This window comes from Enterococcus sp. JNUCC 77 (assembly GCF_054819945.1).
In genome coordinates this window covers 235,095-260,764 of the sequence record NZ_JBTHIG010000002.1, presented here as the reverse complement: position 1 = coordinate 260,764, position 25,670 = coordinate 235,095, and the positions used below count along the sequence as shown (strand labels likewise).

Genomic DNA, 25,670 nt, shown 5'->3' with positions numbered 1-25,670 from the left:
TTTTTTATTAATAATGACGAAAATCAATTGCGAAAAAGCGATTGATTTTTTTGTTTTCAAAAAATAATTCCCAACCAAAACCTGTGTTTCCCTAAATTAAATTCTTTATAAACCACATTAATTTCTGTGTTTTAATAAAAAAATGTTGACAACTAACTTTGAATGTCGTAAACTTTGTCTTGTAAACAACATGATGTCAAAACATTGGAAGCGCTTTTTACCATCAGTTTGTTAAATACAGAAAATGGAGGGAATTATGGATAATCAAATCAAACCAAATTGTGGGCCACGAATTGATCGCTTGCCTACAAGTAAAGTGCAGTGGAGTTTGTTTGCGATGGTGGCCTTTGGCTTGTTAGTCAGCTGGAGCAACGCAATTGGTGGCTTGGTATTAGCTCAGTTAGCGGAGATTGGTTGGACTAATAATAATATCAGTGCAATTTTTTCTTCACTAACAACAGCGGGCATGTTTTTCGGAGCATTAATTGGCGGAATCATTGGTGACAAGATTGGTCGCCGCAATAGTTATTTACTATTTGTTGGGATTCATGTTATTTCAATGGTAGCTGGAGCATTATCACCAAATATGACGATCTTAATTGTTTTCAGAGTCATTATGGGATTTGGCTTAGGGGCTTTGTTGGTAACATTATTCGCTGGCTTTACTGAATATGTGCCTTCAAGAAATCGCGGGACATGGTCAGCTCGAGCATCATTTATTGGGAACTGGTCTTATCCGATTTGTTCGACGATTGCGATGTTCATTACACCAGCGATTGCACCAGAACTAAATTGGCGGGTACAATTTATGATTCCAGCAGTCTTATCAACAATTTTATTTGCAGTCATATATAAGCGCTTTCCAGAATCACCTCGTTGGTTGGAATCACAAGGAAAATATGCCGAAGCAGAGAAAATTATGTCTGATATCGAGACCCGCGTAGAAGCTGCTACAGGTGAACCTCTACCACCGGTTGAAATTGCTGAGTCAGCACCAAAAAAAGAAGTTCAAATTTCTTATTCACAATTATTTAAAGGGGAATTATTGAAACGGGTTATCTTAGGCTCATTCGTTTTAATTGCTATGAATGTGGTGCAGTATACCCTGATCAATTGGTTGCCGACGATTTTCTTAACCCAAGGGATTGATTTAAAAGATTCGGTTGTGTTGAATACGATGAGTATGTTTGGAGCACCGATTGGAATTTTCATTGCAACCTTTATTATTGATAAGATTCCTCGTAAAATTATGGGGTCAGGTTTGTTAATCTTGATTGCCGTTTTAGGCTACGTTTATTCATTACAAACTAGTATTACGACGATTTCGATCTTAGGATTTTTCTTAATTACTTTTGTTTATATGTATGTATGTTACGCTTCAGCCGTTTATGTGCCAGAAATTTGGCCAACTGCAGCAAAACTTCGCGGTTCAGGTTTAGCCAATGCCGTCGGTCGAATTAGTGGTATCTTGGCTCCTTATGCGGTTGCTTATTTCTTAAATACAACCGGCGTGACTGGTGTATTCTTATTATTAGGTGGCGTATCAGTCGTCACTGCAGTAGTGATTATGGTTTTTGGTATCGAAACAAGAAGTGCCTCAGTGGAAGAAATCGGTTCAGTTACACCGGCTTCGGAAAACAGTCACTAATTGTTTAATTATAAAAATTGGAGGGTCTAACTAATGAAAGCTTTAGCAAGATACGGAAAAGAATTTGGCGGATACCGCTTGATCGATGTCCCAGTTCCTGAAGTGGGAGAAGAAGATATTTTAATTAAAATTCGTGCCGCAGCTATCTGTGGTGCCGATATGAAACATTACAATGTAGAAAATGGTTCCGATGAATTCAACTCGATTCGCGGACATGAGTTTGCTGGTGATATTGTAAAAGTTGGTGACAAAGTAGTTGATTGGAAAGTCGGTCAGCGAGTAGTATCTGATAACTCGGCTCACGTTTGTGGCACTTGTCCATCCTGTGAAAAAGGTGATTTCTTAACCTGTAAAGAAAAGGTCAATTTAGGCTTAGATAACAACACTTGGGGCGGCGGATTCTCTAAATATTGTTTAGTACCAGGGGAAATTTTACGGATTCACAAACATGCTCTTTGGGAAATTCCTGAAAATCTTGATTACGAAGATGCTTGTGTATTAGATCCGATTAGTAATGCTTATAAAGCAATCGCGCAACGTTCAAGTTTCTTACCGGGACAAGATGTTGTTGTAACGGGAACTGGACCATTAGGTTTGTTCTCTGTTCAAATGGCGCGCATTATGGGTGCCGTGAATATCGTGGTAGTTGGTTTAGAAGAAGATACCAAAACTCGTTTTGCAGTCGCTAAAGAATTAGGTGCTACTCATGTGGTGAATGGTTCAACTGAAGATGTGGTGGCTCGTTGCCAAGAAATTTGTGGCAAAGATAATTTAGGCTTAGTAATCGAATGTTCTGGTGCCAATATTGCGTTGAAACAAGCGATAGATATGCTTCGACCAAATGGTGAAGTGGTGCGGGTCGGCATGGGATTCCAACCATTTAATTATCCAATCAACGATATTACCACTTGGGCTATCAGTATTATCGGACATATGGCGTATGATTCAACGACTTGGCGCAATGCGATTCGTTTGTTAGCTAAAGGCGATATCCGGGTGCAACCAATGATTACTCACCGTTTAGGTTTATCTGAATGGGAAAAAGGGTTTGAACTAATGGCTAAAAAAGAGGCCATTAAAGTTATTTTCACATACGATTTTGACGACGAAGACTAAAAAGGGAGCGAATAAATTATGTTAGCAAATATTAAATATTGGGAAGAAACTGCCCAGGAAAATGGTTTTGCAATTCCACATTTCAATGTCTGGAACGCAGAAATGTTAATGGGTGTTATTGAAGCTGCTGAGGAAACTAAAGCACCAATTATTATCTCATTTGGAACTGGCTTTATTGGCAACACAATTTTTGAAGAATTTGCACCAATGATGGTTTCTATGGCTAAAAATGCCAGCGTACCAGTAATTACTCACTGGGATCATGGTCGCAGCTTGGAGATTGTTCAAAATGCTTACAATTATGGTATGAATTCTGTGATGCGAGATGCATCGGCAGAACCGTTAGAAGAAAATATTCGTTTAACCAAAGAAGTGGTGGACTATTTCCATCCATTAGGAATTCCTGTGGAGGCAGAATTAGGACATGTCGGCAACGAAACAGTTTACGAAGAAGCATTATCGGCTTATCAATATACAAATCCAGATGAAGCGGCAGAATTTGTTAACCGGACTGGTTGTGATTCATTAGCTGTTGCCATCGGAAATGTTCATGGTGAATATTCTTCTGATCCAAAAATTGCCTTTGACGTATTGAAAAAAGTTCGTGAATTAGTTGATGTGCCTATTGTTTTACATGGTGCTTCTTGTATTGGCGACGAAGACATTAAAAAAGCCATCTCACTAGGTGTTTCAAAAATCAACATCCATACTGAATTATGTTTAGCAGCGATGGACGCAGTTCGCGAAAGCTCTGACAAATCTTTCTTGGAATTAGAAAGAGCTGTCCGTGGTGCAGTGAAGCAACGGGCAAAAGAAAAAATCTTGCTGTTTGGAACAGATGGAAAGATGAATTATTAAAATAGTTTAGTAAAAAGAATTTGTGAAACTTTATATGTAGGACGCAGACAGAATATTGTCTGCGTTTTTTTTATAAAAAAGCGCAAACTAACAAAATTTCGAGAATTTCTTAGCTTGCGCGCGATAATTATTTAAGGTTAAAAGGCTGGCACATTGGCACCACCAGAATGTTCTTTGATATAATTAGCCACTTCCTTTGTAGTCATTGCTTCTTTTAAGACTTTGATTTTTTGACTGTCTTTTTCGTCTTCTCGCGTAACGAGCTGTAAAGCATAGTGTTCACTTGCTGGCTCATCTTCAAGTAAAATCGCATCTTTAGTCGTCAAGCCAGCAGGTTCTAAATAAGAAGGATAACAAAAAACCATAGCAATATCAGTTTCATCATAGGCCTGTACTAAATTTAATAAGTCAATCTGTTCAAAGGTGATATTTTTGGGGTTTTCAACGACATCAGCAACAGTGCCATTGTAACCAGTTCCAGCCTTTAATTTGATTAGGCCATTTTCATTCAAAATAGCAAGTGCTCGACCTTCGTTTGTTGGATCGCTGGGAATGCCAACTTTAGCATTTTCTGGTAAATCAGCGAGTTTTTGATAGTCTTTTGAATAAAAGCCGCCAGTAAAGTAATAAATTGGTTGGACAGCAACTAAATCGGCAGATTTTTCTTCATTAAACATTTCCATGAAAGGAACGTGCTGGGCAAAGTTCGCATCTGCTTCATCATGCTGCACTGCGTCATTATAAGCAACATTATCATTGACTTGCATAATATTAATCTGGTAGCCTTGTTTTTCCGCTGTCTCTTTGGCGATTTCTAAAATATCCTTAGCTGACTCTAATTGCACAGCCACCGTGATTTCTTTATTCTCTTTTTGTTCAGTTTGTTTACTTTCCCCACAAGCACTTAAAATAACTCCCGATACAATAGCTAACAACACAAAATAAATTTTTTTCATTTTTTCTCCTACTTTCTTTTGTCTAGTTTTTGGGCAAGGGTATTGCCAAGCATTTGTAAAATAAAAACTAAAGTAATCATGATCACAATCGCCACATACATAATGCCGTACTCGTATCGTTGATAACCAACTCGAACCGCAAAATCACCGATTCCACCACCGCCAACAATCCCCATTACTGTTGAGTAAGAAATCAGACTAACGGTTGTTGTCGTAAAGGCTAAAACTAACCCACTACGAGCTTCGACTAATAGAAAATGCCAAATATATTGTAATTTTGAGGTGCCTAAAGAATTAGCCAAATCAGATATTTCTGCTGGTAGATCCAATAAGACTTGTTCAACTAAGCGAGCAAAAATTGCGATGGCAACAATACTTAATGGAACTGCTGAAGGAATCGGACCGAATGCTTTCCCCAAAATCGAGCGGGTCACTGGAATCAAAGCGATCACAAGTAATAAATAAGGAAAGGAGCGGATCATGGTCACGATAAAGTTAAACAGCCAATAAAAAAGTGGAGGCTGTCTTTTTACTTTAGGATTGACTAAAAACAACCCTAAACCAAGCGGAAGACCAATGATCAAGCAAAAAAATAGTGAAATTAGCATCATCAAACCAGTCTCCTGTAACCCAGTCAGTAAAGCAGGCCAATTTGCCACCAATTTTTCCAAGAAGTTCATGGCAGTAAACTCCTTTCGACTTTTTCAAGGTAGCTTAGAGTTTCAACAGGAAATTGTTGGGGATTGTTTTGGAAATCTCCAATCAAACGACCATTTTCTAAGACTAAAATCCGTTGACAAAGACTTTTTAAAGTCTGAAGCTCGTGACTAACAAAGACGATCGTCGGTCGAAATTCTAGATGCGTTTTTTTCAATAAACTGACGACACTAGCGGTATTTTCTTCATCTAAAGAACTAGTCGCTTCATCACAAAATAACCAACTAGGTGTTCGACTCAATGCTCGTGCGATTCCAACCCGCTGCTTTTCTCCACCAGATAATTGGGCGGGATAGGCTGCAGCCTTGTGACTCATGTCCACAAAGGTGAGGAGCTGTCGGACTTTTTCAGGCTGCTTTTTCTTCAATAATTTTAAAGGTAAAGCGACATTGTCATAAGCGTTCAAGTTCTCTAACAGATTAAAATTTTGAAAAACGAGTGCCATTTGTTGCTGCTGATGGCGGAGGTCCTTTTTTGTAAAAGTTCGGCTATCAATACCATCGATTAGAATGCTTCCTTCACTAGGTGATTCCATCAGATTTAGTAGACGCAATAAAGTCGACTTTCCTGAGCCGCTTTTTCCAACGATGCCGACGATTTCTCCTGGCGTCAAAGAGAGGTTAATATTTTTCAAAGCGGATGTGGTTGGATAATTCTTTGATACGTTGACTAATTCAATCATAGCGCCTCCTAAAAATATAACAGTATAAAAATCTGTGTAATAAATATCAGCATGGAAATTTATAGATTAAATTCCATGTTTTTTAAATAAAACGTAAAACACTAGCAAACTAAACATGAAACTCCTTACATCATCTATTAAAATGAAACAAAAAGCAATTTTTTTGCTGAGGGAAAATATAATATCTGTTTTTTTACTGTAGTATTTTGAAGTGTGAATTATTTTTTAAGGACGTAGATTAAGTGAGTAAGTTGGTTGCAGAATACAAAAGTACATAGAAATAAGTTTTTAAAATATAGAAGTGTGATTTGGATTTTTCAAAGTTTAATTGGTTTAAAGATGATATTATTGGTAAATGAAATCAGTCTAAGTAATGCAAGTTTGACGGCATTAATTTATCAACCTTTACATTATGAGCGACATCAACGAAGCTTTTCTTCTAGGAAATAAAGTCATGATCATGAATCAAGGGAAAATATGTCAATTTGCTACACCTTCAGAAATAATTGCTCATCCCAATGATGCTTTTGTAAAAAAATTATTGGACACGGTTTATCAAGAAGCAGAAATTTGGCGGGGGATGTAATATGCTTAACTATTGGAATGATTTCCATTCAGATTTATTGTTAGCTCTTTGGCAACATACTCATTTGGTTTTAAGTTCACTATTTTTAGATTTAGTATTGGCGATAGTGTTGATTTTATTATTTTTACAACGACCTAAAGGACTAGCAAGTATAAACTATTTTTTTCAGCATTGTACTCGATTCCAAGCTATGCTTTTTTTTGCTTTGCTGATTCCGATTAGCGGTTTGGGTAAAGTCACAGCCATCATTGTGTTAACCTTATATAGTGAATCCATTTTATCGCGGACGTTTACTACGGGTTTAAAAGAAATTGATCCTTTAAAGATCCAAAATGAATGCTGGTGGATTAGGAACCATTTTGTTTGATGGTTTACGGACACAGAGTATAGTTAAAATGATTTGGGGTACCTTAGCTACGGTTGTGTTATGTGTATTTGTGACGATTTTATTGAATAGTATCGAAAAAAAGTTTGAATTGGAGGAATTTAGATGAAAGCCATTGTTGTATATGAAGCTGGTGGACCGGAGAAATTGATTTATACGGATGTAGAAAAACCTAAAGTTAAAGCTGGCTGGAGTTTGGTTCAAGTAAAAGGTTTTGGCATCAATCACTCAGAAATTTTTACTCGTCAAGGTTTGTCACCTAGTGTCTCTTTCCCCAGAATTTTAGGCATTGAGGCAGTGGGTGTGATCGTTGAAACAACAGATGAAGCAAAATTACCTATCGGTCAAACAGTTATTTCGATTATGGGAGAAATGGGTCGCGATTTTGACGGCAGTTACGCAGAATATGTTTTGCTGCCAAACCAGCAAATTTACCCAGTGAATACAAGGTTGCCTTGGGAAATATTAGCAACAATTCCTGAAACTTATTTTACAGCTTTTGGCTCAATGAAAAGATTAAATATTAAAGAAACCGATTCGATTTTAGTGCGAGGTGCCACTAGTGGTGTTGGGCTTGCTTTTTTAAATTTGGTTAAAGCACAATTTCCGCAAATAGAGATTTGTGGGACAACTCGTAGTTTGACGAAAAAAGAACAGCCCCGCTACCATAAAAAATAGCTTTCAGCATCTTTTATTAGCAGGTATTATTTGTAATACAGGCCTACTAGGTGGAAAATGGTATTTAGAAGAGTTTGATCCAATTATGGATACAAATGGTGGTTATTTAACGGGTTTTTATTCTGGAGATGTGTCCAGCCCAAAATTAAATCAGCTCTTGGATTATATTGAAGAATTCCGAGTAACCATTCAACCAGAAAAAGTTTTTAAATTATCAGAAGTGCGTCTTGCCCATGAATATCTGGAAAGTCAAAAAAGCTTTGGAAAAACTATTATTTTAAATTAGGAGGAAAACTAAATGTCTTTATTATTATCTCCAGTCGAAATTGCCGGTCTGAACTTAAAAAATCGAGTAGTGATGTCGCCAATGTGTATGTATGAAGTCAAAAAACAAGATGGTGTTGTCACTCCTTTTCATTTTGGTCATTATGGTGCGCGAGCGATTGGTCAAGTGGGTTTAATAATTATTGAAGCGACTGGCGTGACTCCAGACGGTCGAATCTCAAGCCAGGATTTAGGTTTATGGAACGATCAACAAAAAATGGAATTAAAAAAATTAGTTGATCAATTACATTATTTAGGCAGCCAAGTGAGTTTACAATTAAATCACGCTGGGCGAAAAGCCGAAGATGCCGATTATCCGTTGGCACCTAGTGCAATTGCTTACAACGAAGAATTTGCGACACCAAATGAAATGACTCTTGATGAGATTCAATCAGTGGAGCAGGCTTTTGTTGACGCGGTCCAACGAGCAGTTTCTGCTGGAGTGGATATGATCGAATTACATGGGGCTCACGGTTACTTAATGGATCAGTTTTTATCACCGTTGACGAATCAAAGAACCGATCAGTATGGCGGCAGCTTAGAAAACCGTTATCGTTTTGTCAAGGAAGTGGTAGAAAGGGTTCGGGCGATTTATCAAGGTCCTTTATGGATTCGTTTATCACTAACAAATTATGCTGACCCAAAAGAGCAAAATAGCATTGAAGATTTTCAACAAATTGGTCAATGGCTGGAACAAGCAGGAATTAATTGTTTAGATATTTCCACTGGCGGATTATTAGATCGCCAACCCAATTTCCCGATTCACGCCGGTTATCAAACACCTTTTGCGACAAAGATGAAAGAAGCCGTCACTATTCCTGTAGCCACTGTTGGTTTGCTAAGTGATCCTGGAATGTGTGAATATATTGTGGAAAATCAACAAGCCGATTTAGTTGTATTAGGTCGAGAATTACTTCGCAATCCTAATTGGTTAGCCGAAGCAGCCAATGATTTACACGATCATGGTTTTAAAGTATACAATCATTCTTACCAAAGAGGGCAAATGAAAAATGTTGCTGAGCGTAAACAATTTGGTGACGCTAAATAAATTTAGACCACTTGAAGAGAAGTTTTCAAGTGGTTCTATTTATTATGGAAATTGTTGCATTTGCAATAAAAATAAGATAAGCTGTGAATATTCAATTCAGGAGGTAAAATTTTGACAGATATTTTAAGGGAAATAGGAGTGATTGCCCGTTCATTAGATGGCATTGCCAATATTGAATTTAAGCAATTTGATTTAACCCGTGGGCAATATTTATATCTGGTGCGCATTGCTGAACAACCTGGGATTATTCCTGACCAATTAGCTGAGTTAATCAAAGTCGATCGAACGACTGCGGCTCGGGCCATTTCAAAGTTAGAGAATCATGATTTTATTGAAAAAAAGAATGATCCTGAAAATAAAAAGATCAAACGTTTATATGTAACTGATCAGGGACAAGCAGCTGCAGCCTTCATTTTAAGAGAAAACAACTATTCCAACCAAATGGCGTTGCAAAATTTATCAGCAATAGAAATTGCCGAATTGGCTCGGCTAATGGCAATGGTTAAAAAAAATGTCGAAGCTGATTGGGAATATGTCAAAAAAGGAGGCAAACGAACGTATTAAACAACTATCATTAGCCACGAAGGAAACCTTTTTAAATATATATCAAATGCAGTTAACATATGTAAAAGAAAAAGATAAACTTACTAAATTAAGCAGATTTACAAAACAATATCTATATCAAAACTTGCAAAGAGAACTGAATTGTCCTGGCACTCTATTTTATTTAATAAAAATTGATAGACAAATTATAGGTTATTTAAAAATTAAGTATGATCATAAAGATCTAAAGAAAAGACTCCATAATCGTCTAGAAATTGCTGAAATATTTATTTCAGAGAACTCTTGAAGAATTGATTTCGTTTTGTTGCTATGGGAAAAGGTGGAAGAAATAGTCGAAGAGCAGGAGATATCAATTATTAGCTTGTCAACGGCAATTGATCTGCCTAATCATATTTACAAAAAATATCAAATATTAGACCAAGGAGAAAAAATTATATGAAAAAATTCATTGTTACAAAAGACTTTTGGGAGATTTTTCCAACGGCACAAATTCAAGTAGTAATTGCAAAAGGTTTAAATAATCAGGTTGTAGATGAGAAATATGATGACTTCAAGAACATGTTGGCAGAGGCAGTTAAAGAAAGTCAAAAATTTTTAACAGCCGATGTTTTTAGTCAAAATGAAGTAATTGCTCTGTGGCGGGAAGCATTTAGTCAATTTAAGACTAAAAAAGGCGCTCGATCATCAATTGAAGCTTTGCTAAAGAGAGCAAGTCAAGGTCGTGAGTTTGAACCGATTAATCCATTGGTAGATATTTACAATAGTATATCTTTAGAATTTGCTGTGCCAGCTGGCGGTGAAGATCTTGAAGCAATTGATGGTGATTTAATCTTAGGGAAAGCGCAAGGGGGCGAATCATTCTTTCCGTTAGGCGCGGATAAAGATGCCCCGGCATTACCAGAAGAAATCATTTATTATGATCAAACAGGTGCTGTTTGTCGTTGTTTAAATTGGCGAGAGGCCCAAAGAACTATGTTATTGGAAAAGACAACAGATGCCGTTTTAGTCTTGGAATCGATCAATCAAGAACAAGCTGAAAGAGCTAATCAAGCGGTTCAAGAGCTTAAAAAGAAGATTGACTCGTATTTTTCTATTGATAGTCAAATCATTACTTTGACAGCCGGAAATCCGTCAGCAACCTTAATAGAATAGGCTTTACAATGTATAAATCATTATATTAAAACAACATTTTTTTGGGTTTTTCTGATAAAACAAAGATAAAAAGTCTGTTTCGAAGATTTTATCCTTTTTTTGTTATTGACTGTATGTTAAAATGAAACAAAGAAAAAGGAGGGAGTCATATGGCTGGAAGAGACCGCATTATTATTATTAAACAATTATTGCTAAATGAAAAAAAAGTATCTGTCGCTGATCTAAGTCAAAAATTTTCTGTTACTGAGGAAACGATTCGTCGTGACTTAGATAAGCTGGAGTCAGAAGGTGTATTGACGAGGACTTATGGCGGCGCAATCTTAAATGTTGAAGAGACTGTCTCCAATATCCCCTTTTATAAACGGGCAGAAAAAAATATGGAAGCTAAGCAAGCGATCGCTATCACAGCAAGAGAACTACTGGCAACGACTAATACAATGTACGCCGATTCAAGTTCAACAGTGATGGAAACAATGAAGCTATTAAAAGATCGTGATGATTTAATGATTGTGACAAATTCATCAGAAGCCTTGAAAGAATTGTTGGTTTCAAATGTGAATGTGCTATCAACCGGGGGAGAATTAAATAAGCGTACTTTGTCGCTACAGGGAGATTTAACTGAGCAAGCCATTCAACATTACAATGTTGATGTTGCCTTAATTAGTTGTAAAGGCATTGACTTGGAAACCGGAGTTACTGATACTAATGAAGTGGAATCACGGATCAAACGTCGGATGATTCAGCAAGCCAATCAAGTAGTTTTATTAGTTGATCAATCTAAGTTTGATAAAAAAGCCTTTGTTCACCTTTCGGAATTCCCTCAAATCCAACATGTGATTACCGACAAAAGACCAAATCAAGAATGGCGCAACTTTTTCAAAGAGCAAGGGATTGAAGTTCATTTTTAAAGAATAAATACGAGAAAAGAACTAGTTATAAAACTGGTTCTTTTTTTGTTTTTAAAATTTAATCTTTGTTTCAAAGAAAATTTTGTGGTTTATATTGACAGTTTGGTTTTGTTGAAGTAATATATAGATATCAAATGAAAGCGTAAACAAACAGGAGGGTCAATCATGAACAGTAGAGACATTGGTAAAAAGTTGGATCAGCTGCCGATCTCCAGATGGCACTGGCAAGTATTTTTGCTTATCGGCTTTGGATTACAGATTAATGGTTTCTTGAATTCTTCCGGCAGTTCAATTTTAGCCGATTTGGTAGCCAGCGGTTGGTCAAATAATTATTTAAATGCGGCATTTTCTTCAGCTATGATGATCGGATTTTTCATCGGATCTTTGTTTGGTGGAAATTTTGGTGATCGATTTGGTCGAAAAAAAGCTTACCAATTGAGCATTTTACTTTTTGCGATTTTCTCTTTACTAGCAAGCTTTTCGCCGAATATTTATTTCTTGATTGTTTGTCGTGGTGGGATGGGCATTGGGATGGGATCTGGCATCGTGATTGGTTATGCTTCCTTCACTGAATTTATTCCGGCAAATGTCCGTGGTAAATGGTCGGCGCGGATTTCATTTTTAGGAAATTTATCGCCATTGATTGCCGCATCAGCCAGTTTCTTAATTATTCCGACGCTAGGTTGGCGAACGATGTTTGTGGTTGGTTCAGCGGCCTCCTTTATTATTTTGATTTTAGTTTCTAAATTTTTAGATGAATCACCACGCTGGTGTGCTGAAAATAATCAAGAAGCTCGAGCTGAAGAAATTGTGACCAAAGTTGTCACTCGGATTGAAAAAGAAAAAGGAGCGTCACTGAATTTAGAAACTGACAGTAATGGAACTTCATCCAACAGGGTAGAGAAAAAAATTTCGTTTGGATCATTCTTCAAAGGGGCTTTAGGCATCCGGACAATTGTAGCAACGACGGTTTTAGTAGCGATGAATATTTCCCTTTATACGATTACAGTTTGGATTCCGACAATTTTCGTCAATAGTGGTATCAATATTTCGAAATCTTTATTGATGACCACCTTAATCATGCTGGGAGCACCTTGTGGCGTGTTTGTTTCAACTTTAATTGTTGATAAATTTCCCCGTAAATGGTTTGGGGTCAGCTTGATTTTATTGATCGCTATACTCGGCTATGTTTATTCTTTACAAACAACCGAAGTTGGGATTATTGCTATTGGTGTTTTATTAATTTTTATTTTATATATTTACAATAGTTTTTCATCGGCAGTTTACGCACCAGAAATTTGGCCGACAAAAGCTAAGATGCGCGGTTCAGGTATTTCCAATTCGATTGGTCGAATTGTTGCAATTGTAATCCCTTACATTATTGCTTGGATTTTAACCAATTATAGTGTCACCACTGTGTTCATTGTTTTAGGCTGTGCTTTAGGATTTTGTGCCTTGATTCTAGCAATTTTCGGGATTGAAACCCGTAAGAAATCAGTGGAGGAAATTAGTATCGATGACCCAAAGGAGCAACTAGTCACACCCATCATTAGTTCAATCAAATAAATTTAACTATAAAGGAGCAAGTCAAACATGAAAAATACAGTAGCAATTTTAGAGCATCCAGGAAAAATGATTATCAAAGAAACCGCAACACCCGAACCAAAAGCCCACGAGGTTTTAATCAAAGTTGGTGATGTCGGAATCTGTGGTTCAGATGTCCACGGCTTCCAGCATGGTCCTTACATTCCACCAAAAGATCCCAATCAAACGATTGGCTTAGGTCATGAAATGGCAGGCGTTGTTGAAAAAGTGGGTGCCGATGTTACCAAATTTAAAGTTGGTGATCGTGTATGTATCGAGCCTGGCGTGCCTTGTTACAAGTGTGAATTTTGTCTAGAAGGTCACTATAATGTTTGTCCAGTTGTTGACTTTATGGCGACACAGCCAAATTATAAAGGCGCTTTGACTAATTATTTAACTCATCCAGAAGATATGACTTATTTATTACCAGACAAGATGACAATGGTGGAAGGTGCTTTAGTAGAGCCAGCAGCTGTCGGCATTCACGCTGGTGAAATGGCGGGAGACTTATTAGGAAAAAAAGTCGTAATTTTAGGCTCCGGTTGTATTGGTTTAATGACGGTGCAAGCAACTAAATTAATGGGTGCTGCGGAAATTGTTGTGATTGATGTCTTACAAAATCGTCTAGATAAAGCTAAAGAACTAGGCGCTACGGCAATTTTTGATGGTCGAGAAGATAATTTAGTGGAAAAAGTCAAAGAAGTTGTTGGGCAATATGGCGCCGACGTGGTTTACGAAACAGCAGGTGCGATTCCAACGGCTAAAATGGCATTAGAATTAGTCAAACGTCGCGGTAAAATTTTGATCGTTGGGACAATTCCAGGAGATACACCTGTTGATTTCTTGAAAATTAATCGAGAAGTTTCGATTCAAACAGTATTCCGTTATGCTAACGATTATCCGAAAACCATCAGTATGATTGCTAGTGGAAAATTTGATGTATTGTCGATGGCGGATAAATATTTTGACTATCAAGATACGCAAGAAGCTTTTGAATTCTCAGTAAATAATAAGAGTGATTTGATCAAGGGTGTTATTCGTGTGGCGAAATTAGATTAGAAAAGAGTTGAACTGAATGAGTAAGGTGGATGTAATTTGTATTGGTGCCGCAATTGTGGATATTCCTTTATATCCGGTGGGAGATTTTATTTTTAAAGAAGTTTCTTATCCGTTAGACGATATTTCCATGAAAATTGGCGGCGATGCAATTAATGAAGCAACAATTATTACCCGTTTAGGCAACCGGGTTTCCTTGATGAGTGCAGTAGGCAACGATGGTGCCGGCATGTTTATTCAAGAATTTGCCAAGGAAAATCAGATTATTACCGATCATCTAACGGTCGATCCTAAATTGACCACATCTTTAAATATCGGCATGGTGAGAGAAGATGGTGAGCGAACTTTTGTAACTAATCGCAATGGTAGTTTATGGAAAATGAGTATTGATGATATTGATTTGACTGCGATAAAAGACGCCAAAGTTTTGTCATTGGCAAGTATTTTCAACAATCCTTTGTTAAATAATGACGCTTTAGTCAAGATATTTAAAAAAGCTCAGGCTGAAAAAATGATTATTTGTGCTGATATGGTGAAAAGTCGTTTAGGGGAAAGTCTAGCTGATATTTCTGAGGCTTTATCATATGTCGATTATTTCTTTCCTAACTTAGAAGAAGCGGAAGAATTAACCGGCAAGTCTGAATTGGCCGAAATTGCTGACACATTCTTAGATTTAGGCGTTAAAAATGTGGTAATAAAAATCGGAAAACGAGGCTGCTATTTAAAAAATGCAAAAATAGAAAAAATTGTACCAGCCTTTAGAAAAGACAGTGATGTCAAGATTGATACGATTGGAGCGGGAGATAATTTCGTTTCTGGTTTTATCGCTGAATTATTACAAGACAAAGCTTTTGAAGAATGTGCATATTTTGGCAATGCTGTCGCAGCTGTGTCAATCGAATCTCTCGGAGCAACAGCTGGCGTAAAAAATCGTGAACAAGTAGAAACAATGATTAAAAACTATAAATAAAAACGAAGGTGGAGAAAAACTCTTGAAAAATATGACATTAGGCAAAACAGACATGGAAGTTTCACGAATTGGTTTAGGAACTTGGGCGATTGGTGGCGGACCGGCCTTTGGCAACAAAGATAATAAGGAACAGTCAATTAAAACCATCCAACATGCCTTAGATTTAGGTTTAAACTTTTTAGATACGGCACCAGGCTATAATTTTGGCAACAGTGAAAAAATTGTCGGTGAAGCTATCAAAGGCAACCGTGAAAAATACACAGTTATCACTAAATTTGGGATTACATGGGAACGAGAGGGAGCTTTTTTCAACAAGGTTGGTGAACAATCATTATATAAAAATCTCTCAAAAGAATCGATTCGCTTAGAGGTGGAGTCGAGCTTAGAACGTTTACAGACAGATTATATTGATATTTACATGAGTCATTGGCAATCAGTAGAGCCATTCTTTACACCAATTTCTGAAACGATGGAAGTTTTAAATGAATTGAAAGCTGAAGGCAAAATCCGTGGAATCGGCGCGGCCAATGTTGATGTGGATCATGTCAAAGAATACTTAAAACAGGGACAATTGGATATTATCCAAGCGAAATATAGTATTTTGGATCGTCAAGTTGAAGAGGAATTACTGCCATTATGCAAAGAACATGGCGTAACTGTACAAGCTTATTCTCCATTAGAAATGGGTATTTTAACAGGCGCTATTGATAAAGATTATGTAGCACCAAAAGGGACTGCCCGATATGGAAAGAAATGGTTTGAGCCAGAAAACCTAGCTAAAGTAGTGGATATGATTGAACTTTGGCAGCCGTTGTGTGAAAAATATGATTGCAGTATTGCTAATTTAGCAATTGCTTGGATTTTAGCCCAAGGGGATAATATTAATGTTTTGAGTGGATCTACCACACCCGAAGAATTAGATGAAAATAGTAAAGCATTAGACATCCAATTATCAAAAGAAGATGTGGCATATATGCGGGAATTAGCAGAGAAAATTTCATAAAAATAGAAGTTGAATAAAATAAAGCGACCCTTTAAGTTAGCATAAAAGTCTAACTTAGTGGTCGCTTTTTTATAAACATCTGTATCTATTTTTTATTGTTGAAATTGTCTATTTTACCAATGAATATTCACTGGTGTTCCAGTTGGAATATTTTCGTACAACCATTTGGAATCTTCTACAGATAAGATAACACAACCAGCTGAAACCCCGTCACCTACGACGCCTAATCGTTCACCTGAAGACGCATCATAAGGACCGTTTTTTGAAGTAATTGGCACACTATGGAAAAGATATAAGGCATCTTGCCAACCAACTGCATAGTTTGCTCCGCCCCAAAGACTCCAAAAAGTATCTGCGCGATAACCGTTGATCTGATAATTGCCAGTTAAGGCTTGATATTTTGAATTAACATTTTGAGAAAGCATAGTGTAAATTACGTCAGCGCCTGATTTGATATATGTCCGTTTGTTATTATAAGAGACTTCAATATTCAAATTCGGCACAGCTAAACTAGGATAAGGTCCGCCGGTTGTATAGCGCCAGTAATCTTTTACCTCAGTAATTGCACTAGCTTCGACCCAACCAATCGCTGTATCAGGAAAAGCAATTTCGTAATAGGTGCCATAGTTAGTTTTTACTTCTGTTTTTAAAGTAGCTACTAAATTGGCATAATTTGCGGTATTGCCAACGACACTTGAATTGCCAGTTTGAGCTGCATTTAAAATGTCTGTGTTAGACACACGACCGTGTCGGTTAGTTAAACGATTGATACTATGGATGCTTTCTCCATCATAGGTTGGTTCACTGATACCATACCAGCCAATTGCTTCATCCTTCCATCCAACATCAACTAAAGAATTAATTTCATTTTTATCATAAGTATAATGGTGGGAGCCAGATACAGCATTTGGGTTATAGGCACGATAAATGGCTAATTCTTCTGTTTCCGAAGAATACCAACCGATGCCTTCATCTTTCCAACCTTGTTCAACTAAATAATCTGCTTCTCCGCGGGATAAAGTATAATGATGATCGCTGGCATTTTCATTGTACATCCGATAAACTGGTTGATCACTCGCTTGTGGGGCAACCCAACCGATGCCTTCATAATTCCAGCCGAGATTCACTAAATTATCTCGTTCCCCTAAGTTGGCTGTATAAAAATGTTCGCCTGAATTTGGATTATACATCCGATACATTTTTTGACTGCCCTGGTTGGCAGCTGATGCTGAAGAGCTAAAGCAACTTATTGCTGCTAAGATACCAAAAACACTCAATAATATTTTTTTCAAATCATCAATTCCTTCCTAAAATATTAATTGTAACTATTGATCCTAATTAAAACACACCTACAAAAACGTTACCACAAAATCAGCGGAGGGTAAATCACTATTTGTGAGAGTCGAGATTTTTTTGAAATAATTTGACTCCCTCAAAAATCTGTGCTAATAATAGTGGCACATACTAAATAGATGACTTGAAACTGTTCGCCGGAAGAGTTTCAATTACGGTCAGAGAGATCAACCCTAGGCTTTAAGGTTGATTTCCCTGGCCTTTTTTATTTAGTAAATATTTATTACAGGAGTTTTTTAACATGGAAATTGCTAAAAAAATTCTGACTTATGAAAGTCAGTATCAAACGAAGGTCGCTAACGGACTCAGTCAAGCCGATGTCGAAAATAGGCTCGCTGAATATGGTGAAAACCGTCTGCCGGAAAAACAGCCTAAGTCCTTCCTGCAATATTTAATTGATGCTTTAAAAGACATCACGATTATCATTTTACTGATTGCGACAGCCCTATCGACTTACGTGGCGCTCACCAATCATCCTGATGATTTAACCGAACCGATTGTTATTTTCGGGATTGTCTTATTAAACTTATATCTATCGATTAATCAACAAAAAAAAGCCGAAAAATCGATGGATAAATTAAAATCATTCAGTATTCCGCAAGCAAAAGTCAAACGAGTAGAGGGAACGGAAACAATCGACAGTACTAAAATTGTTCCCGGTGATATTGTTCTTTTAGGAGTCGGCGATCGCGTACCAGCCGATGGCGTTTTAGTTTCGGCTACGGACTTTTTAGTTGATGAATCTTTCTTAACTGGAGAAAGCGAGCCTAGCGAAAAAAATCCAAATCAATTTTCAGCAGCTGATGCGTCTTTAGGTGATCGTAAGGACCGCGTGTTTTCCGGCTCACTGGTAACTAGCGGCAAGGCGGAAATGATTGTTACTGAAACTGCTGATAAAACGGAAATCGGAAAAATTTCTAATTTACTACAAACAGAAGAAGTAAAACCAGCTCCATTACAAGTCAGAATGCAAAAGCTAGGAAAAATCTTAGGTGCGGTTGCTATTTTTGCCGGCTTATTAGCGATAGTGATTGGTTTGTTGCGTGGTTATCCTTTGACAGAAATTTTGATGATTGCTATTTCTATGTCTGTGGCGGCAATTCCGGAAGTTTTACCGGTCGTGGTTACGATTTCTTTATCTTACGGTATGAGCAATATGGCTAAGAAAAATACTATCGTTCGCACACCAATGGCAGTTGAAACTGTCGGAAACTTATCAGTTATTTGTTCAGATAAAACCGGTACGATTACACAAAATAAAATGACCGTAAAAAAAGTTTGGCTGCCAGATGGGGGACTTAAAAAAGTTGACGAAACTTTATCAGCTGACGAAAAAAAATTAATCCAATATTTCTATTTAGCTAGTGATCGAGAAACTGGCAATCCGACTGAATTAGCCATTAACAAATTAACGCAAAATCAATTTACTTATTCCGAAGTGGAAACCTTTATGGCGGATTACCAAAAAATTAAAGAAGTTCCTTTTGATTCCAGTCGGAAGCAAATGACGGTGGTTTATCAAGTCGATGACGGTTTCCTATCGATTACCAAAGGTGCTTTTGACCGGCTGAAATTTCAAGATCAGCCGCAAGAAGCTGTGGCTATCCACGATGAATTAGCGGCTGATGCTTACCGAGTATTGGCTTTAGGCTATAAATTTTGGTCAACCAATCCACAAGATTTCACAACTGATCAATTAGAAAATGAGCTAACTTTTGGTGGGTTTATTGGTATTATCGATCCTGCCAGAGCAGAAAGCGCCCCCGCAGTTGCAATGGCTAAAAAAGCTGGTATTCGGACAATTATGATTACCGGCGACCATTTGCTTACTGCTAAAAAAATCGCTCGTCAAGTCAATATTTTAACCGATGGCCAAAAAGCCATGACTGGGGCCGATTTGGCAAAGCTATCTGACGAAGATCTAAATCAACAAATTGATCAATACAGTGTTTTTGCTCGAACATCACCAGAAGATAAAATTCGAATCGTTAAAGCCTTACAACAAAATAATGAAGTAGTGGGAATGACTGGCGACGGTGTAAATGATGCGCCCGCTTTAAAAGCAGCTGATGTTGGTATCGCTATGGGTGGCGGAACAGAGGTTGCGAAAGAAGCAGCCGATATGGTTTTATTGGATGATAACTTCGCGACAATTGTTGATGCGATTAAAGAAGGACGTCGGGTCTATAGTAATATACGTAAATCACTTTATGCGATGCTGGGTTGTAATATTTCTGCCTTGTCGATTGTATTGATTTCTCTATTAGCTGGTTGGGGAGCGCCGGTAACAGCGATCCAGTTATTATTGATTAAAGTGGTGGCAGACGGCATTCCTGGTTTTAGTTTGTGTGTGGAACCGGCTGATGATGATATTATGACACGTCAACCAATCAAAAAAGGCACCAGTATTTTTGCTGGTGGCTTGTTGAAAAATATTGTCGATATTTCGATTGTCTTTACAGTGTTAAGTTTGATTGCTGTGGTGGCAGCCAAATATACCAACTTGTTTGCTGGAAATAATAGCATGATTTTCTTAGTGCTTGGTTTGACAACGATTGTTCATATGTATAATTGCCGAAGTAAACGATCCATTTTTAAACTAGGTATTTTAAGTAATAAACTGTTGTTAACGACCACAATTGCCGGTTCAATTATTCTGATGCTAGTAGTTATTACGCCAAGTGTCGGCAGTGTTTTCGGATTAACCAATATATCTGGATTAAGCTGGATTTTAGTCGCTATACTTTCAATTATGCCGCTGGTATATGTGGAAGTGAAGAAACGCTTAGGATTGTTTGGTCAAAAAGAAAAGAATCTGAATTTAGGAAAATCTTATAAAGTAAGCTAATTGATAACTCGTGAATGAGGATTTTTCATCCTAAAAAGTTTAAAGGGGTGAGAAGATCATTCGCGGGTTTTTTGTGTTTTATAAAGATGGTATGATTAAAGGAAAAAGGAAGTGAAGCAATGATTGAAATCGCAGAAGCACAAGTTTTGTCGCAACAAATGAAAAAAGAACTAGTGGGCAAAACCATTAGTCAGGTATCCTTTGGTAACTCGCCCCATCGTTTTGCTTTTTTTTCGACAGAAGAAGAGACTTATGATTTGTGGCTTGTGGGTAAGAAGGTTGAACAAGTTTCCAGTGTTGGCAATTATGTTTTATTGGAATTAGCAGATTGTCGTTTGTCTTTTAGTGAAGGCTTGAATTTTTATTGGCTATCAGCAGGAGAAAAATTACCGAAAAAGTATCAATTTTCCCTCACTTTTTCTGATGGTTATATTTTAGCTTGCTCAGTTAGTATGTATGGCGCTATGATGTTGCAAAATGAGGCACTGCCAGGAAACGAATATTTTCAAGTGGCGGTAGAAAAACCCAGTCCACTGAGTGAAGATTTCAATCAGGCATACTTTCAAAAATTAGTAGCTGAAACCAAGCTAACTATTAGTTTAAAAGGTTTCATGGGAACTGAACAACGGATTCCAGGACTTGGCAATGGCAGTCTCCATGATATCTTTTTTACGGCAAAGTTATTACCTAAGCGGAAGCTGAATACATTATCTCCTGAAGATATCACTGAATTGTATCAAAGTATGAAAACGGTTTTGGCAAAAATGGTGACACAGGGAGGTCGGAATATGGAAAAAGATTTTTATGGACAACCTGGTGGCTACCAAACAATTCTTTCCAGCAAAACTTGGAAAAATCCGTGTCCCCGTTGTGGTAACGAGATTCAAAAAGTCAGCTTTTTAGGTGGAACTGTTTACTATTGTGAAGGCTGTCAAAAATAATTAAAACCACTTTAGTCAGAAATCTGCTAAAGTGGTTTTTTTTACATCAAAAAGAAACTTTGTTGATTAAGTGAAAGTAACCAAGAAAGTCCATGAGCATTTTTAAACTGGCGCTGGCTTTTTGTGTTTTCCAGTAAAACTTTATTTTCATTTGTATCCTCTAAAATATATGATTGTTTATTCATGTGTCACCCAAAAAAACAACTCAAATCAATGAGTTGTTGAAATTATTTTTTATCTTTTAATAGGAAGGAACAAATAACTGCTGGGATCATCACTGCTGCTAAGACAAAAATAACCATTGATAAACTGGAAACATCAGCAATTTTTCCAAGTATTGGTGAAGTGATCCCACCGACACTGACAGCTAGTCCTAAGGTTACACCGGAAGCTAGGCCCATTTTATTTGGCAAGTATTTTTGTCCTAGAATGACCATGGAACTGTAAGGAATAAATAGTAATAAACCGATGGGAACAACTAAAATAAAGGCCAGCGCGACATTTCTAGTCATGCCTAAAGCAAACAGTAGTAGAGGAACTGCTAAAAAACTCCAGACAATAATTTTTTTATGCCCGTAATAATCAGCCAAGCGTCCACCGATTAATGTGCCAGTCGCGCCGACAATGAACATCAAACTCAATGCAAAACTACCGCTAGAAGTACTTTGTTGTAAAGTGTTGACCCAGTATAAAGCTAGAAAAGTATTTAAGCCATAAAAAGCAATCGAACGCCCAATCAAAACAACTGTCAAAACACCAAACATTTTCCAATCATCTTTTTCTTTTGGTTCTGTACTAACACTTCCTGAAAAAGTAAATTCTTCGGCAATACGATTTAATTTCGGTAAAGTTAAGGTGAAGATAAGAGTTAAAATTGCTGTTGGAATTAATACTACTAAAACACCGCGAATGCCCCAAAGATTGACTAAAGCTGTCGCTGTAATTGGACCAATGGCAAAACCAATATTTCCTCCAAAAGTAAAAATACTCATGCCTTGTCCTTTTTTAGTTAAGGAAAGAGTGTTTGTTAATTTTGCTGCATCAGGATGATAAGCGGCAATCCCGATTCCACAAATAGTCACCCAAAAAATTAAGGCATTATAGGAATTCGCAATCCCTAATAAACTAAAACCGATGCCCACCAATAAAACAGCAACCGGCAAAATCCAGGTCGTCCGGTATTTATCCGATAAAAAACCAAACAATGGCTGAATAATCGAAGAAACTAAATTCATAGCAAAAATCAAACCAGCTGCTACTGCATAAGCATAATGATGTTCCGCGATTAAAAAAGGTAAAAGCGCCGCTACCGCTCCTTGAGTAAAGTCTGCAAATAAGTGTCCGGTAGCTAATAAATAAGTATATTTTTTATAATTCAAAATCTTCGCCTCACTCTGTAATATAATCTAATAATTGAAACATCACTGCTTTATTTTCAATCGGAACAGGAGTTTTCAAAATATCTTCTGCTGTTTGGTTTAAAAGATTATCTTTCGTATAGTTGCCGTCATTGATGACAATCTCTCTTAAATCATCTGCCTGTGGTTCAAAGTGAAATTGTAAACCAATCACACGATGATTCATAACAAAACCTTGATTTTCCAATAAGTCACTGGAAAAAAGTAAATCAGCACCTGCTGGAATTTCAAAAGTTTCTTCATGCCAATGAAGGGCCAACAATTCTGCTGGTAAATGAGGAATCGTTTTAGATTTTAAATAGACTGGAGCAAAACCAACTTCTTTGGGCCCTTTAGTAATTTGATATCCCAAGGTTTTAGCAATTTGCTGAGCACCGAAACAAGCCCCAAAAATTGGAGTTTCATTTTCTAATAGCTGAGCAATTAATTCTCGCTCTCGCAAAATCCATTCAGTGGAATCGTTGGGACTCATGGGGCCGCCTAAAATAATTAAAAGATCGGTTTCTGCAGCACTTGGCAATATATTATATTGATAGGGATGATAAACAAACATTTGATGATGATGTTTTTGTGACCAAGATTGGATTGATCCGGGTCCTTCATTTGGGGTGTGTTGTAGAACATTTATCCGCATTAATAATTTCCTCCGATTAATTCATCTGATGAATTTAAAAACATCATATGATTTATTTTCGAGGAAGTCAAGGGGGAAATCACGATAATTTAGTTGTATTTTACTGAATTTTGTATTATAACTAAATGTAAATAGAAAACATCTGATGAATATTGGAGGCCGCCATGAAAAATCAAAGAAATCTTGTGAACGAAACGATTGAAGCTTTATTGAATTATATCGCAGAAAATGATTTAGCTATTGGAGCAAAGATGCCCACTGAACCCCAACTCGTTGAAATGTTAAAAGTCGGTCGTTCTACTTTGCGGGAAGCGGTCAAGATCTTAGTTTATTCTGGTGTGCTGGAAGTCAAACAAGGTTCAGGAACTTATGTAAAAAGCCGCCAGTTAACGACTGAATATACGGATGAAAATTTAATGACAGTGAAAACCATGTTAGAGATTCAAGCCGCCGAATTAGCAGCAGCCGCAGATTTACCGGCTGAACGGTTGATTATTTTGAAGGAAAAATTATTTGAACGGAATAAACATTTAGAGGAAGGGGAGTTCTCAAAATATATTTTGAGTGATTTGGCTTTTCATTTGCAAATGGTGGAATTGTCAGGGAATCCTTTTTTACTTAAATGGTATAACGAAATATATCCAGATTTGATCACGTTATTAAGTAGTCAAATCTTAAAAATTGATGCTTTTCAGGATACGATTGTTTTGCATAATCAAGTATATGAAGGAATTATCGAAAAAAATCCGGAAAAAGCACGAGCAGCGTTGATTGAAATTAGTCAGGCAAATTAAAAAATCGCGACCTTGAAGTAGGTCGCGATTTTTTATTCTTTCACTTTGTAACGAGCTTGTTTAAACATACTGATATCGTCATTTTCTTTGTCTTCTTTGTACTGTACAAATTGGACTTTAGGTGAATAGTTGATTTGATGAGCTTCTTTTAAGCCTTCAATATCTAAAGCATAAATTTTATTATTCTTAATTTTTTGCGAAAAGACTTGGTGATTGGCGACATAAACATAAGTTGTTTTTTGCTCATCAATGTCTTGGCTACGAAAAGTCAGCTGATTATCTTCAGTTGTAATGGTATCTGTCAACAATTGAAAATTCCCCACACCAGTGTCTTGTTTAGTAGCAATAGCAAGATTTTTTTGCGTATCTGAATCGACTGTCTCATTGACGATTGTTGCCGAACAGCCTGTCAGAAATAAACCAACGGTAAAAAATAGCCCTAATAACATATTCTTTTTCATTTTGTTAGCCTCCTTTGTAAAAGTATAACAGACTAAATCGAGAAATCTTCCGACTAAAGGCTGATATCAGTCAATTTACATTTAATTTTCGTGGATTTATGCTACACTATGGGTAACAATTATGAAAACAAAGGAGAAATTTGCTTGAAAATTGTTGGAATTGATTTAGATGGAACGTTGTTGAACTCGTCACAAAAGATTAGTCAGGAAAATGCTGCCGCGATTAGCCAAGTGTCAGAAGATGTATTTCCGTTTATTTGTTCGGGAAGAGAACTAGGTGATATTCAAAGATTATTGCAAACCGTTAATTTAGAGATGCCGATGGTGGCTTTAAATGGAGCCGTTGCTTATGATAAAGGAGAACTATTGTACGATCGCGAAATTTCGCAAGCAGACGTACAAGCGATTCATCAAGTGATTGCTGATTTTCCGCTAAAAGTTTATACCAATGAGAAAAAGTATGAATGCGCTGATTATGTAAAAAAGGCAACCGAATTGTATCAGGAGAATGCAGCTGATTTCCCTGAAAACAGCTTAAAATACTTATTGAAATATGAAAATACTAGCAAAGGAACCATTTTTGAAAGTATTAATGAAATTTACCAAAATAAACAAATGAAAGTTTATAAATTTTTCGTTTATTTACCAAGTATTTCTTTAAAACAAGACGCGATGGAAAAATTGAATCAAATTGAAGGCATCAATGCAACAGAATCAGCAGAGGACAATATTGAAATTATTGCTGGGGACGTTTCAAAAGCCTTGGCCTTTACAAAAATTACGCAACATTATCAATTTCATAATCCTATGACGGTCGCAATTGGTGATAGCTTGAATGATTTAGAAATGATCGAAGCTGCTGATATGAGCTTTGCCATGGCTAATAGTCATCCAACAATTTTAGCAAAAGCTAGTCATTTGACAGTTTCAAATGATGAACATGGTGTTGCACAGGCTTTTGAGAAACTACAATTAGCATAAATAAA

At 36.9% G+C, this 25,670-nt stretch carries 25 protein-coding genes and 1 pseudogene; 18 read left to right on the top strand and 8 right to left on the bottom strand.

What is annotated here, in order from left to right; genetic code table 11:
- The first annotated feature begins 256 nt into the window (after nt 1-256).
- The 3 genes from ACVWNY_RS14305 to ACVWNY_RS14295 are packed head-to-tail and all read left to right on the top strand — an operon-like array spanning nt 257 to nt 3,622.
- Nucleotides 257-1,648: an MFS transporter gene (locus ACVWNY_RS14305; protein WP_438721099.1), complete on the top strand. Its 1,392-nt coding sequence runs from the start codon at nt 257-259 to the stop codon at nt 1,646-1,648.
- A 33-nt stretch (nt 1,649-1,681) separates the two neighbouring features.
- Nucleotides 1,682-2,764: a zinc-binding dehydrogenase gene (locus ACVWNY_RS14300; protein ID WP_218327242.1), complete on the top strand. Its 1,083-nt coding sequence runs from the start codon at nt 1,682-1,684 to the stop codon at nt 2,762-2,764.
- Between the two features lie 18 nt (nt 2,765-2,782).
- Nucleotides 2,783-3,622, top strand: a complete 840-nt coding sequence (locus ACVWNY_RS14295; protein ID WP_218327241.1) for a class II fructose-bisphosphate aldolase — start codon at nt 2,783-2,785, stop codon at nt 3,620-3,622.
- A gap of 137 nt (nt 3,623-3,759) precedes the next feature.
- Here the strand turns inward: ACVWNY_RS14295 and emtC are convergent, their stop codons facing one another.
- The 3 genes from emtC to emtA are packed head-to-tail and all read right to left on the bottom strand — an operon-like array spanning nt 3,760 to nt 5,977.
- A complete protein-coding gene (gene emtC, locus ACVWNY_RS14290; RefSeq protein ID WP_218327240.1) occupies nt 3,760-4,578 on the bottom strand; it encodes a metal family ABC transporter substrate-binding protein EmtC in 819 nt (272 codons plus the stop codon).
- An 8-nt stretch (nt 4,579-4,586) separates the two neighbouring features.
- A complete protein-coding gene (gene emtB / locus ACVWNY_RS14285) occupies nt 4,587-5,258 on the bottom strand; it encodes a metal ABC transporter permease EmtB (RefSeq protein WP_218327239.1) in 672 nt (223 codons plus the stop codon).
- On the bottom strand, nt 5,255-5,977 hold the full coding sequence (emtA, locus tag ACVWNY_RS14280; RefSeq protein ID WP_454072221.1) for a metal ABC transporter ATP-binding protein EmtA: 723 nt from the start codon (nt 5,975-5,977) through the stop codon (nt 5,255-5,257). The genes emtB and emtA overlap by 4 nt, the downstream gene beginning before the upstream one ends.
- 454 nt (nt 5,978-6,431) lie before the next feature.
- Between emtA and ACVWNY_RS14275 the strand changes: the two genes are divergently transcribed.
- The 11 genes and pseudogenes from ACVWNY_RS14275 (at nt 6,432) to ACVWNY_RS14225 (ending at nt 16,235) form a co-directional block, all read left to right on the top strand.
- Nucleotides 6,432-6,563, top strand: a complete 132-nt coding sequence (locus ACVWNY_RS14275; protein WP_281419047.1) for a hypothetical protein — start codon at nt 6,432-6,434, stop codon at nt 6,561-6,563.
- 1 nt (nt 6,564) lies between these two features.
- Nucleotides 6,565-6,930, top strand: a complete 366-nt coding sequence (locus ACVWNY_RS14270) for a hypothetical protein (protein WP_218327237.1) — start codon at nt 6,565-6,567, stop codon at nt 6,928-6,930.
- 123 nt (nt 6,931-7,053) lie between these two features.
- Nucleotides 7,054-7,912 (top strand): annotated as a pseudogene (locus ACVWNY_RS14265) (alcohol dehydrogenase catalytic domain-containing protein).
- A gap of 12 nt (nt 7,913-7,924) precedes the next feature.
- Nucleotides 7,925-8,998: an NADH:flavin oxidoreductase/NADH oxidase gene (locus ACVWNY_RS14260; RefSeq protein ID WP_218327235.1), complete on the top strand. Its 1,074-nt coding sequence runs from the start codon at nt 7,925-7,927 to the stop codon at nt 8,996-8,998.
- Nucleotides 8,999-9,109: 111 nt separating this feature from the next.
- Nucleotides 9,110-9,562, top strand: coding sequence for a MarR family winged helix-turn-helix transcriptional regulator (locus ACVWNY_RS14255; RefSeq protein WP_218327234.1), 453 nt, complete (start codon nt 9,110-9,112; stop codon nt 9,560-9,562).
- Between the two features lie 435 nt (nt 9,563-9,997).
- Nucleotides 9,998-10,714, top strand: coding sequence for a B3/B4 domain-containing protein (locus ACVWNY_RS14250; RefSeq protein ID WP_454072219.1), 717 nt, complete (start codon nt 9,998-10,000; stop codon nt 10,712-10,714).
- Between the two features lie 149 nt (nt 10,715-10,863).
- A complete protein-coding gene (locus tag ACVWNY_RS14245; protein ID WP_218327232.1) occupies nt 10,864-11,622 on the top strand; it encodes a DeoR/GlpR family DNA-binding transcription regulator in 759 nt (252 codons plus the stop codon).
- A gap of 165 nt (nt 11,623-11,787) precedes the next feature.
- Entirely contained in the window at nt 11,788-13,188 is a 1,401-nt protein-coding gene (locus ACVWNY_RS14240) for an MFS transporter (RefSeq protein ID WP_218327231.1), read from the top strand.
- Between the two features lie 27 nt (nt 13,189-13,215).
- A complete protein-coding gene (locus ACVWNY_RS14235; protein ID WP_218327230.1) occupies nt 13,216-14,265 on the top strand; it encodes an NAD(P)-dependent alcohol dehydrogenase in 1,050 nt (349 codons plus the stop codon).
- A gap of 16 nt (nt 14,266-14,281) precedes the next feature.
- The gene (locus tag ACVWNY_RS14230) at nt 14,282-15,232 is read left to right on the top strand and encodes a carbohydrate kinase family protein (protein WP_218327229.1); all 951 of its coding nucleotides are present in this window, start codon (nt 14,282-14,284) and stop codon (nt 15,230-15,232) included.
- Between the two features lie 31 nt (nt 15,233-15,263).
- Nucleotides 15,264-16,235 (top strand): aldo/keto reductase, encoded by a 972-nt coding sequence (locus ACVWNY_RS14225; RefSeq protein ID WP_281419048.1) that lies wholly within the window; start codon nt 15,264-15,266, stop codon nt 16,233-16,235.
- A 113-nt stretch (nt 16,236-16,348) separates the two neighbouring features.
- On the opposite strand, the gene ACVWNY_RS14220 is transcribed toward ACVWNY_RS14225, so the two are convergent.
- On the bottom strand, nt 16,349-17,527 hold the full coding sequence (locus tag ACVWNY_RS14220) for a L,D-transpeptidase family protein (protein ID WP_218327227.1): 1,179 nt from the start codon (nt 17,525-17,527) through the stop codon (nt 16,349-16,351).
- A 302-nt stretch (nt 17,528-17,829) separates the two neighbouring features.
- Between ACVWNY_RS14220 and ACVWNY_RS14215 the strand changes: the two genes are divergently transcribed.
- Complete coding sequence (locus tag ACVWNY_RS14215) at nt 17,830-20,436, top strand: cation-translocating P-type ATPase (protein ID WP_218327226.1); 2,607 nt, start codon at nt 17,830-17,832, stop codon at nt 20,434-20,436.
- A 119-nt stretch (nt 20,437-20,555) separates the two neighbouring features.
- Nucleotides 20,556-21,377: a DNA-formamidopyrimidine glycosylase family protein gene (locus ACVWNY_RS14210; protein WP_218327225.1), complete on the top strand. Its 822-nt coding sequence runs from the start codon at nt 20,556-20,558 to the stop codon at nt 21,375-21,377.
- Nucleotides 21,378-21,418: 41 nt separating this feature from the next.
- On the opposite strand, the gene ACVWNY_RS14205 is transcribed toward ACVWNY_RS14210, so the two are convergent.
- From ACVWNY_RS14205 to ACVWNY_RS14195, 3 genes are read right to left on the bottom strand one after another with little or no spacing between them, the layout of a single operon-like run.
- Entirely contained in the window at nt 21,419-21,562 is a 144-nt protein-coding gene (locus tag ACVWNY_RS14205; RefSeq protein WP_218327224.1) for a hypothetical protein, read from the bottom strand.
- A 42-nt stretch (nt 21,563-21,604) separates the two neighbouring features.
- Nucleotides 21,605-22,756, bottom strand: coding sequence for an MFS transporter (locus ACVWNY_RS14200; RefSeq protein WP_218327223.1), 1,152 nt, complete (start codon nt 22,754-22,756; stop codon nt 21,605-21,607).
- 10 nt (nt 22,757-22,766) lie between these two features.
- Nucleotides 22,767-23,429 carry a type 1 glutamine amidotransferase gene (locus ACVWNY_RS14195; RefSeq protein WP_454072218.1) on the bottom strand — a complete coding sequence of 221 codons (663 nt, stop codon included), beginning with the start codon at nt 23,427-23,429 and terminating at the stop codon, nt 22,767-22,769.
- A 164-nt stretch (nt 23,430-23,593) separates the two neighbouring features.
- On the opposite strand from ACVWNY_RS14195, the gene ACVWNY_RS14190 reads away from it, so the two are divergent.
- Complete coding sequence (locus tag ACVWNY_RS14190; RefSeq protein ID WP_218327221.1) at nt 23,594-24,223, top strand: FadR/GntR family transcriptional regulator; 630 nt, start codon at nt 23,594-23,596, stop codon at nt 24,221-24,223.
- Nucleotides 24,224-24,255: 32 nt separating this feature from the next.
- On the opposite strand, the gene ACVWNY_RS14185 is transcribed toward ACVWNY_RS14190, so the two are convergent.
- Entirely contained in the window at nt 24,256-24,684 is a 429-nt protein-coding gene (locus ACVWNY_RS14185) for a hypothetical protein (protein WP_438721124.1), read from the bottom strand.
- 144 nt (nt 24,685-24,828) lie between these two features.
- Here ACVWNY_RS14185 and ACVWNY_RS14180 point away from each other — a divergent pair, with 144 nt between their 5' ends.
- Complete coding sequence (locus ACVWNY_RS14180; RefSeq protein WP_454072217.1) at nt 24,829-25,665, top strand: HAD family hydrolase; 837 nt, start codon at nt 24,829-24,831, stop codon at nt 25,663-25,665.
- Nucleotides 25,666-25,670: the final 5 nt, after the last annotated feature.

Coding starts and splice junctions, on each gene's coding strand:
- ACVWNY_RS14305 (WP_438721099.1), top strand. CDS start 257: ATGGATAATCAAATCAAACCAAATTGTGGGCCACGAATTGATCGCTTG.
- ACVWNY_RS14300 (WP_218327242.1), top strand. CDS start 1,682: ATGAAAGCTTTAGCAAGATACGGAAAAGAATTTGGCGGATACCGCTTG.
- ACVWNY_RS14295 (WP_218327241.1), top strand. CDS start 2,783: ATGTTAGCAAATATTAAATATTGGGAAGAAACTGCCCAGGAAAATGGT.
- emtC (WP_218327240.1), bottom strand. CDS start 4,578: ATGAAAAAAATTTATTTTGTGTTGTTAGCTATTGTATCGGGAGTTATT.
- emtB (WP_218327239.1), bottom strand. CDS start 5,258: ATGAACTTCTTGGAAAAATTGGTGGCAAATTGGCCTGCTTTACTGACT.
- emtA (WP_454072221.1), bottom strand. CDS start 5,977: ATGATTGAATTAGTCAACGTATCAAAGAATTATCCAACCACATCCGCT.
- ACVWNY_RS14275 (WP_281419047.1), top strand. CDS start 6,432: ATGATCATGAATCAAGGGAAAATATGTCAATTTGCTACACCTTCAGAA.
- ACVWNY_RS14270 (WP_218327237.1), top strand. CDS start 6,565: ATGCTTAACTATTGGAATGATTTCCATTCAGATTTATTGTTAGCTCTT.
- ACVWNY_RS14260 (WP_218327235.1), top strand. CDS start 7,925: ATGTCTTTATTATTATCTCCAGTCGAAATTGCCGGTCTGAACTTAAAA.
- ACVWNY_RS14250 (WP_454072219.1), top strand. CDS start 9,998: ATGAAAAAATTCATTGTTACAAAAGACTTTTGGGAGATTTTTCCAACG.
- ACVWNY_RS14245 (WP_218327232.1), top strand. CDS start 10,864: ATGGCTGGAAGAGACCGCATTATTATTATTAAACAATTATTGCTAAAT.
- ACVWNY_RS14240 (WP_218327231.1), top strand. CDS start 11,788: ATGAACAGTAGAGACATTGGTAAAAAGTTGGATCAGCTGCCGATCTCC.
- ACVWNY_RS14235 (WP_218327230.1), top strand. CDS start 13,216: ATGAAAAATACAGTAGCAATTTTAGAGCATCCAGGAAAAATGATTATC.
- ACVWNY_RS14230 (WP_218327229.1), top strand. CDS start 14,282: ATGAGTAAGGTGGATGTAATTTGTATTGGTGCCGCAATTGTGGATATT.
- ACVWNY_RS14225 (WP_281419048.1), top strand. CDS start 15,264: ATGACATTAGGCAAAACAGACATGGAAGTTTCACGAATTGGTTTAGGA.
- ACVWNY_RS14215 (WP_218327226.1), top strand. CDS start 17,830: ATGGAAATTGCTAAAAAAATTCTGACTTATGAAAGTCAGTATCAAACG.
- ACVWNY_RS14210 (WP_218327225.1), top strand. CDS start 20,556: ATGATTGAAATCGCAGAAGCACAAGTTTTGTCGCAACAAATGAAAAAA.
- ACVWNY_RS14205 (WP_218327224.1), bottom strand. CDS start 21,562: ATGAATAAACAATCATATATTTTAGAGGATACAAATGAAAATAAAGTT.
- ACVWNY_RS14195 (WP_454072218.1), bottom strand. CDS start 23,429: ATGCGGATAAATGTTCTACAACACACCCCAAATGAAGGACCCGGATCA.
- ACVWNY_RS14190 (WP_218327221.1), top strand. CDS start 23,594: ATGAAAAATCAAAGAAATCTTGTGAACGAAACGATTGAAGCTTTATTG.
- ACVWNY_RS14185 (WP_438721124.1), bottom strand. CDS start 24,684: ATGAAAAAGAATATGTTATTAGGGCTATTTTTTACCGTTGGTTTATTT.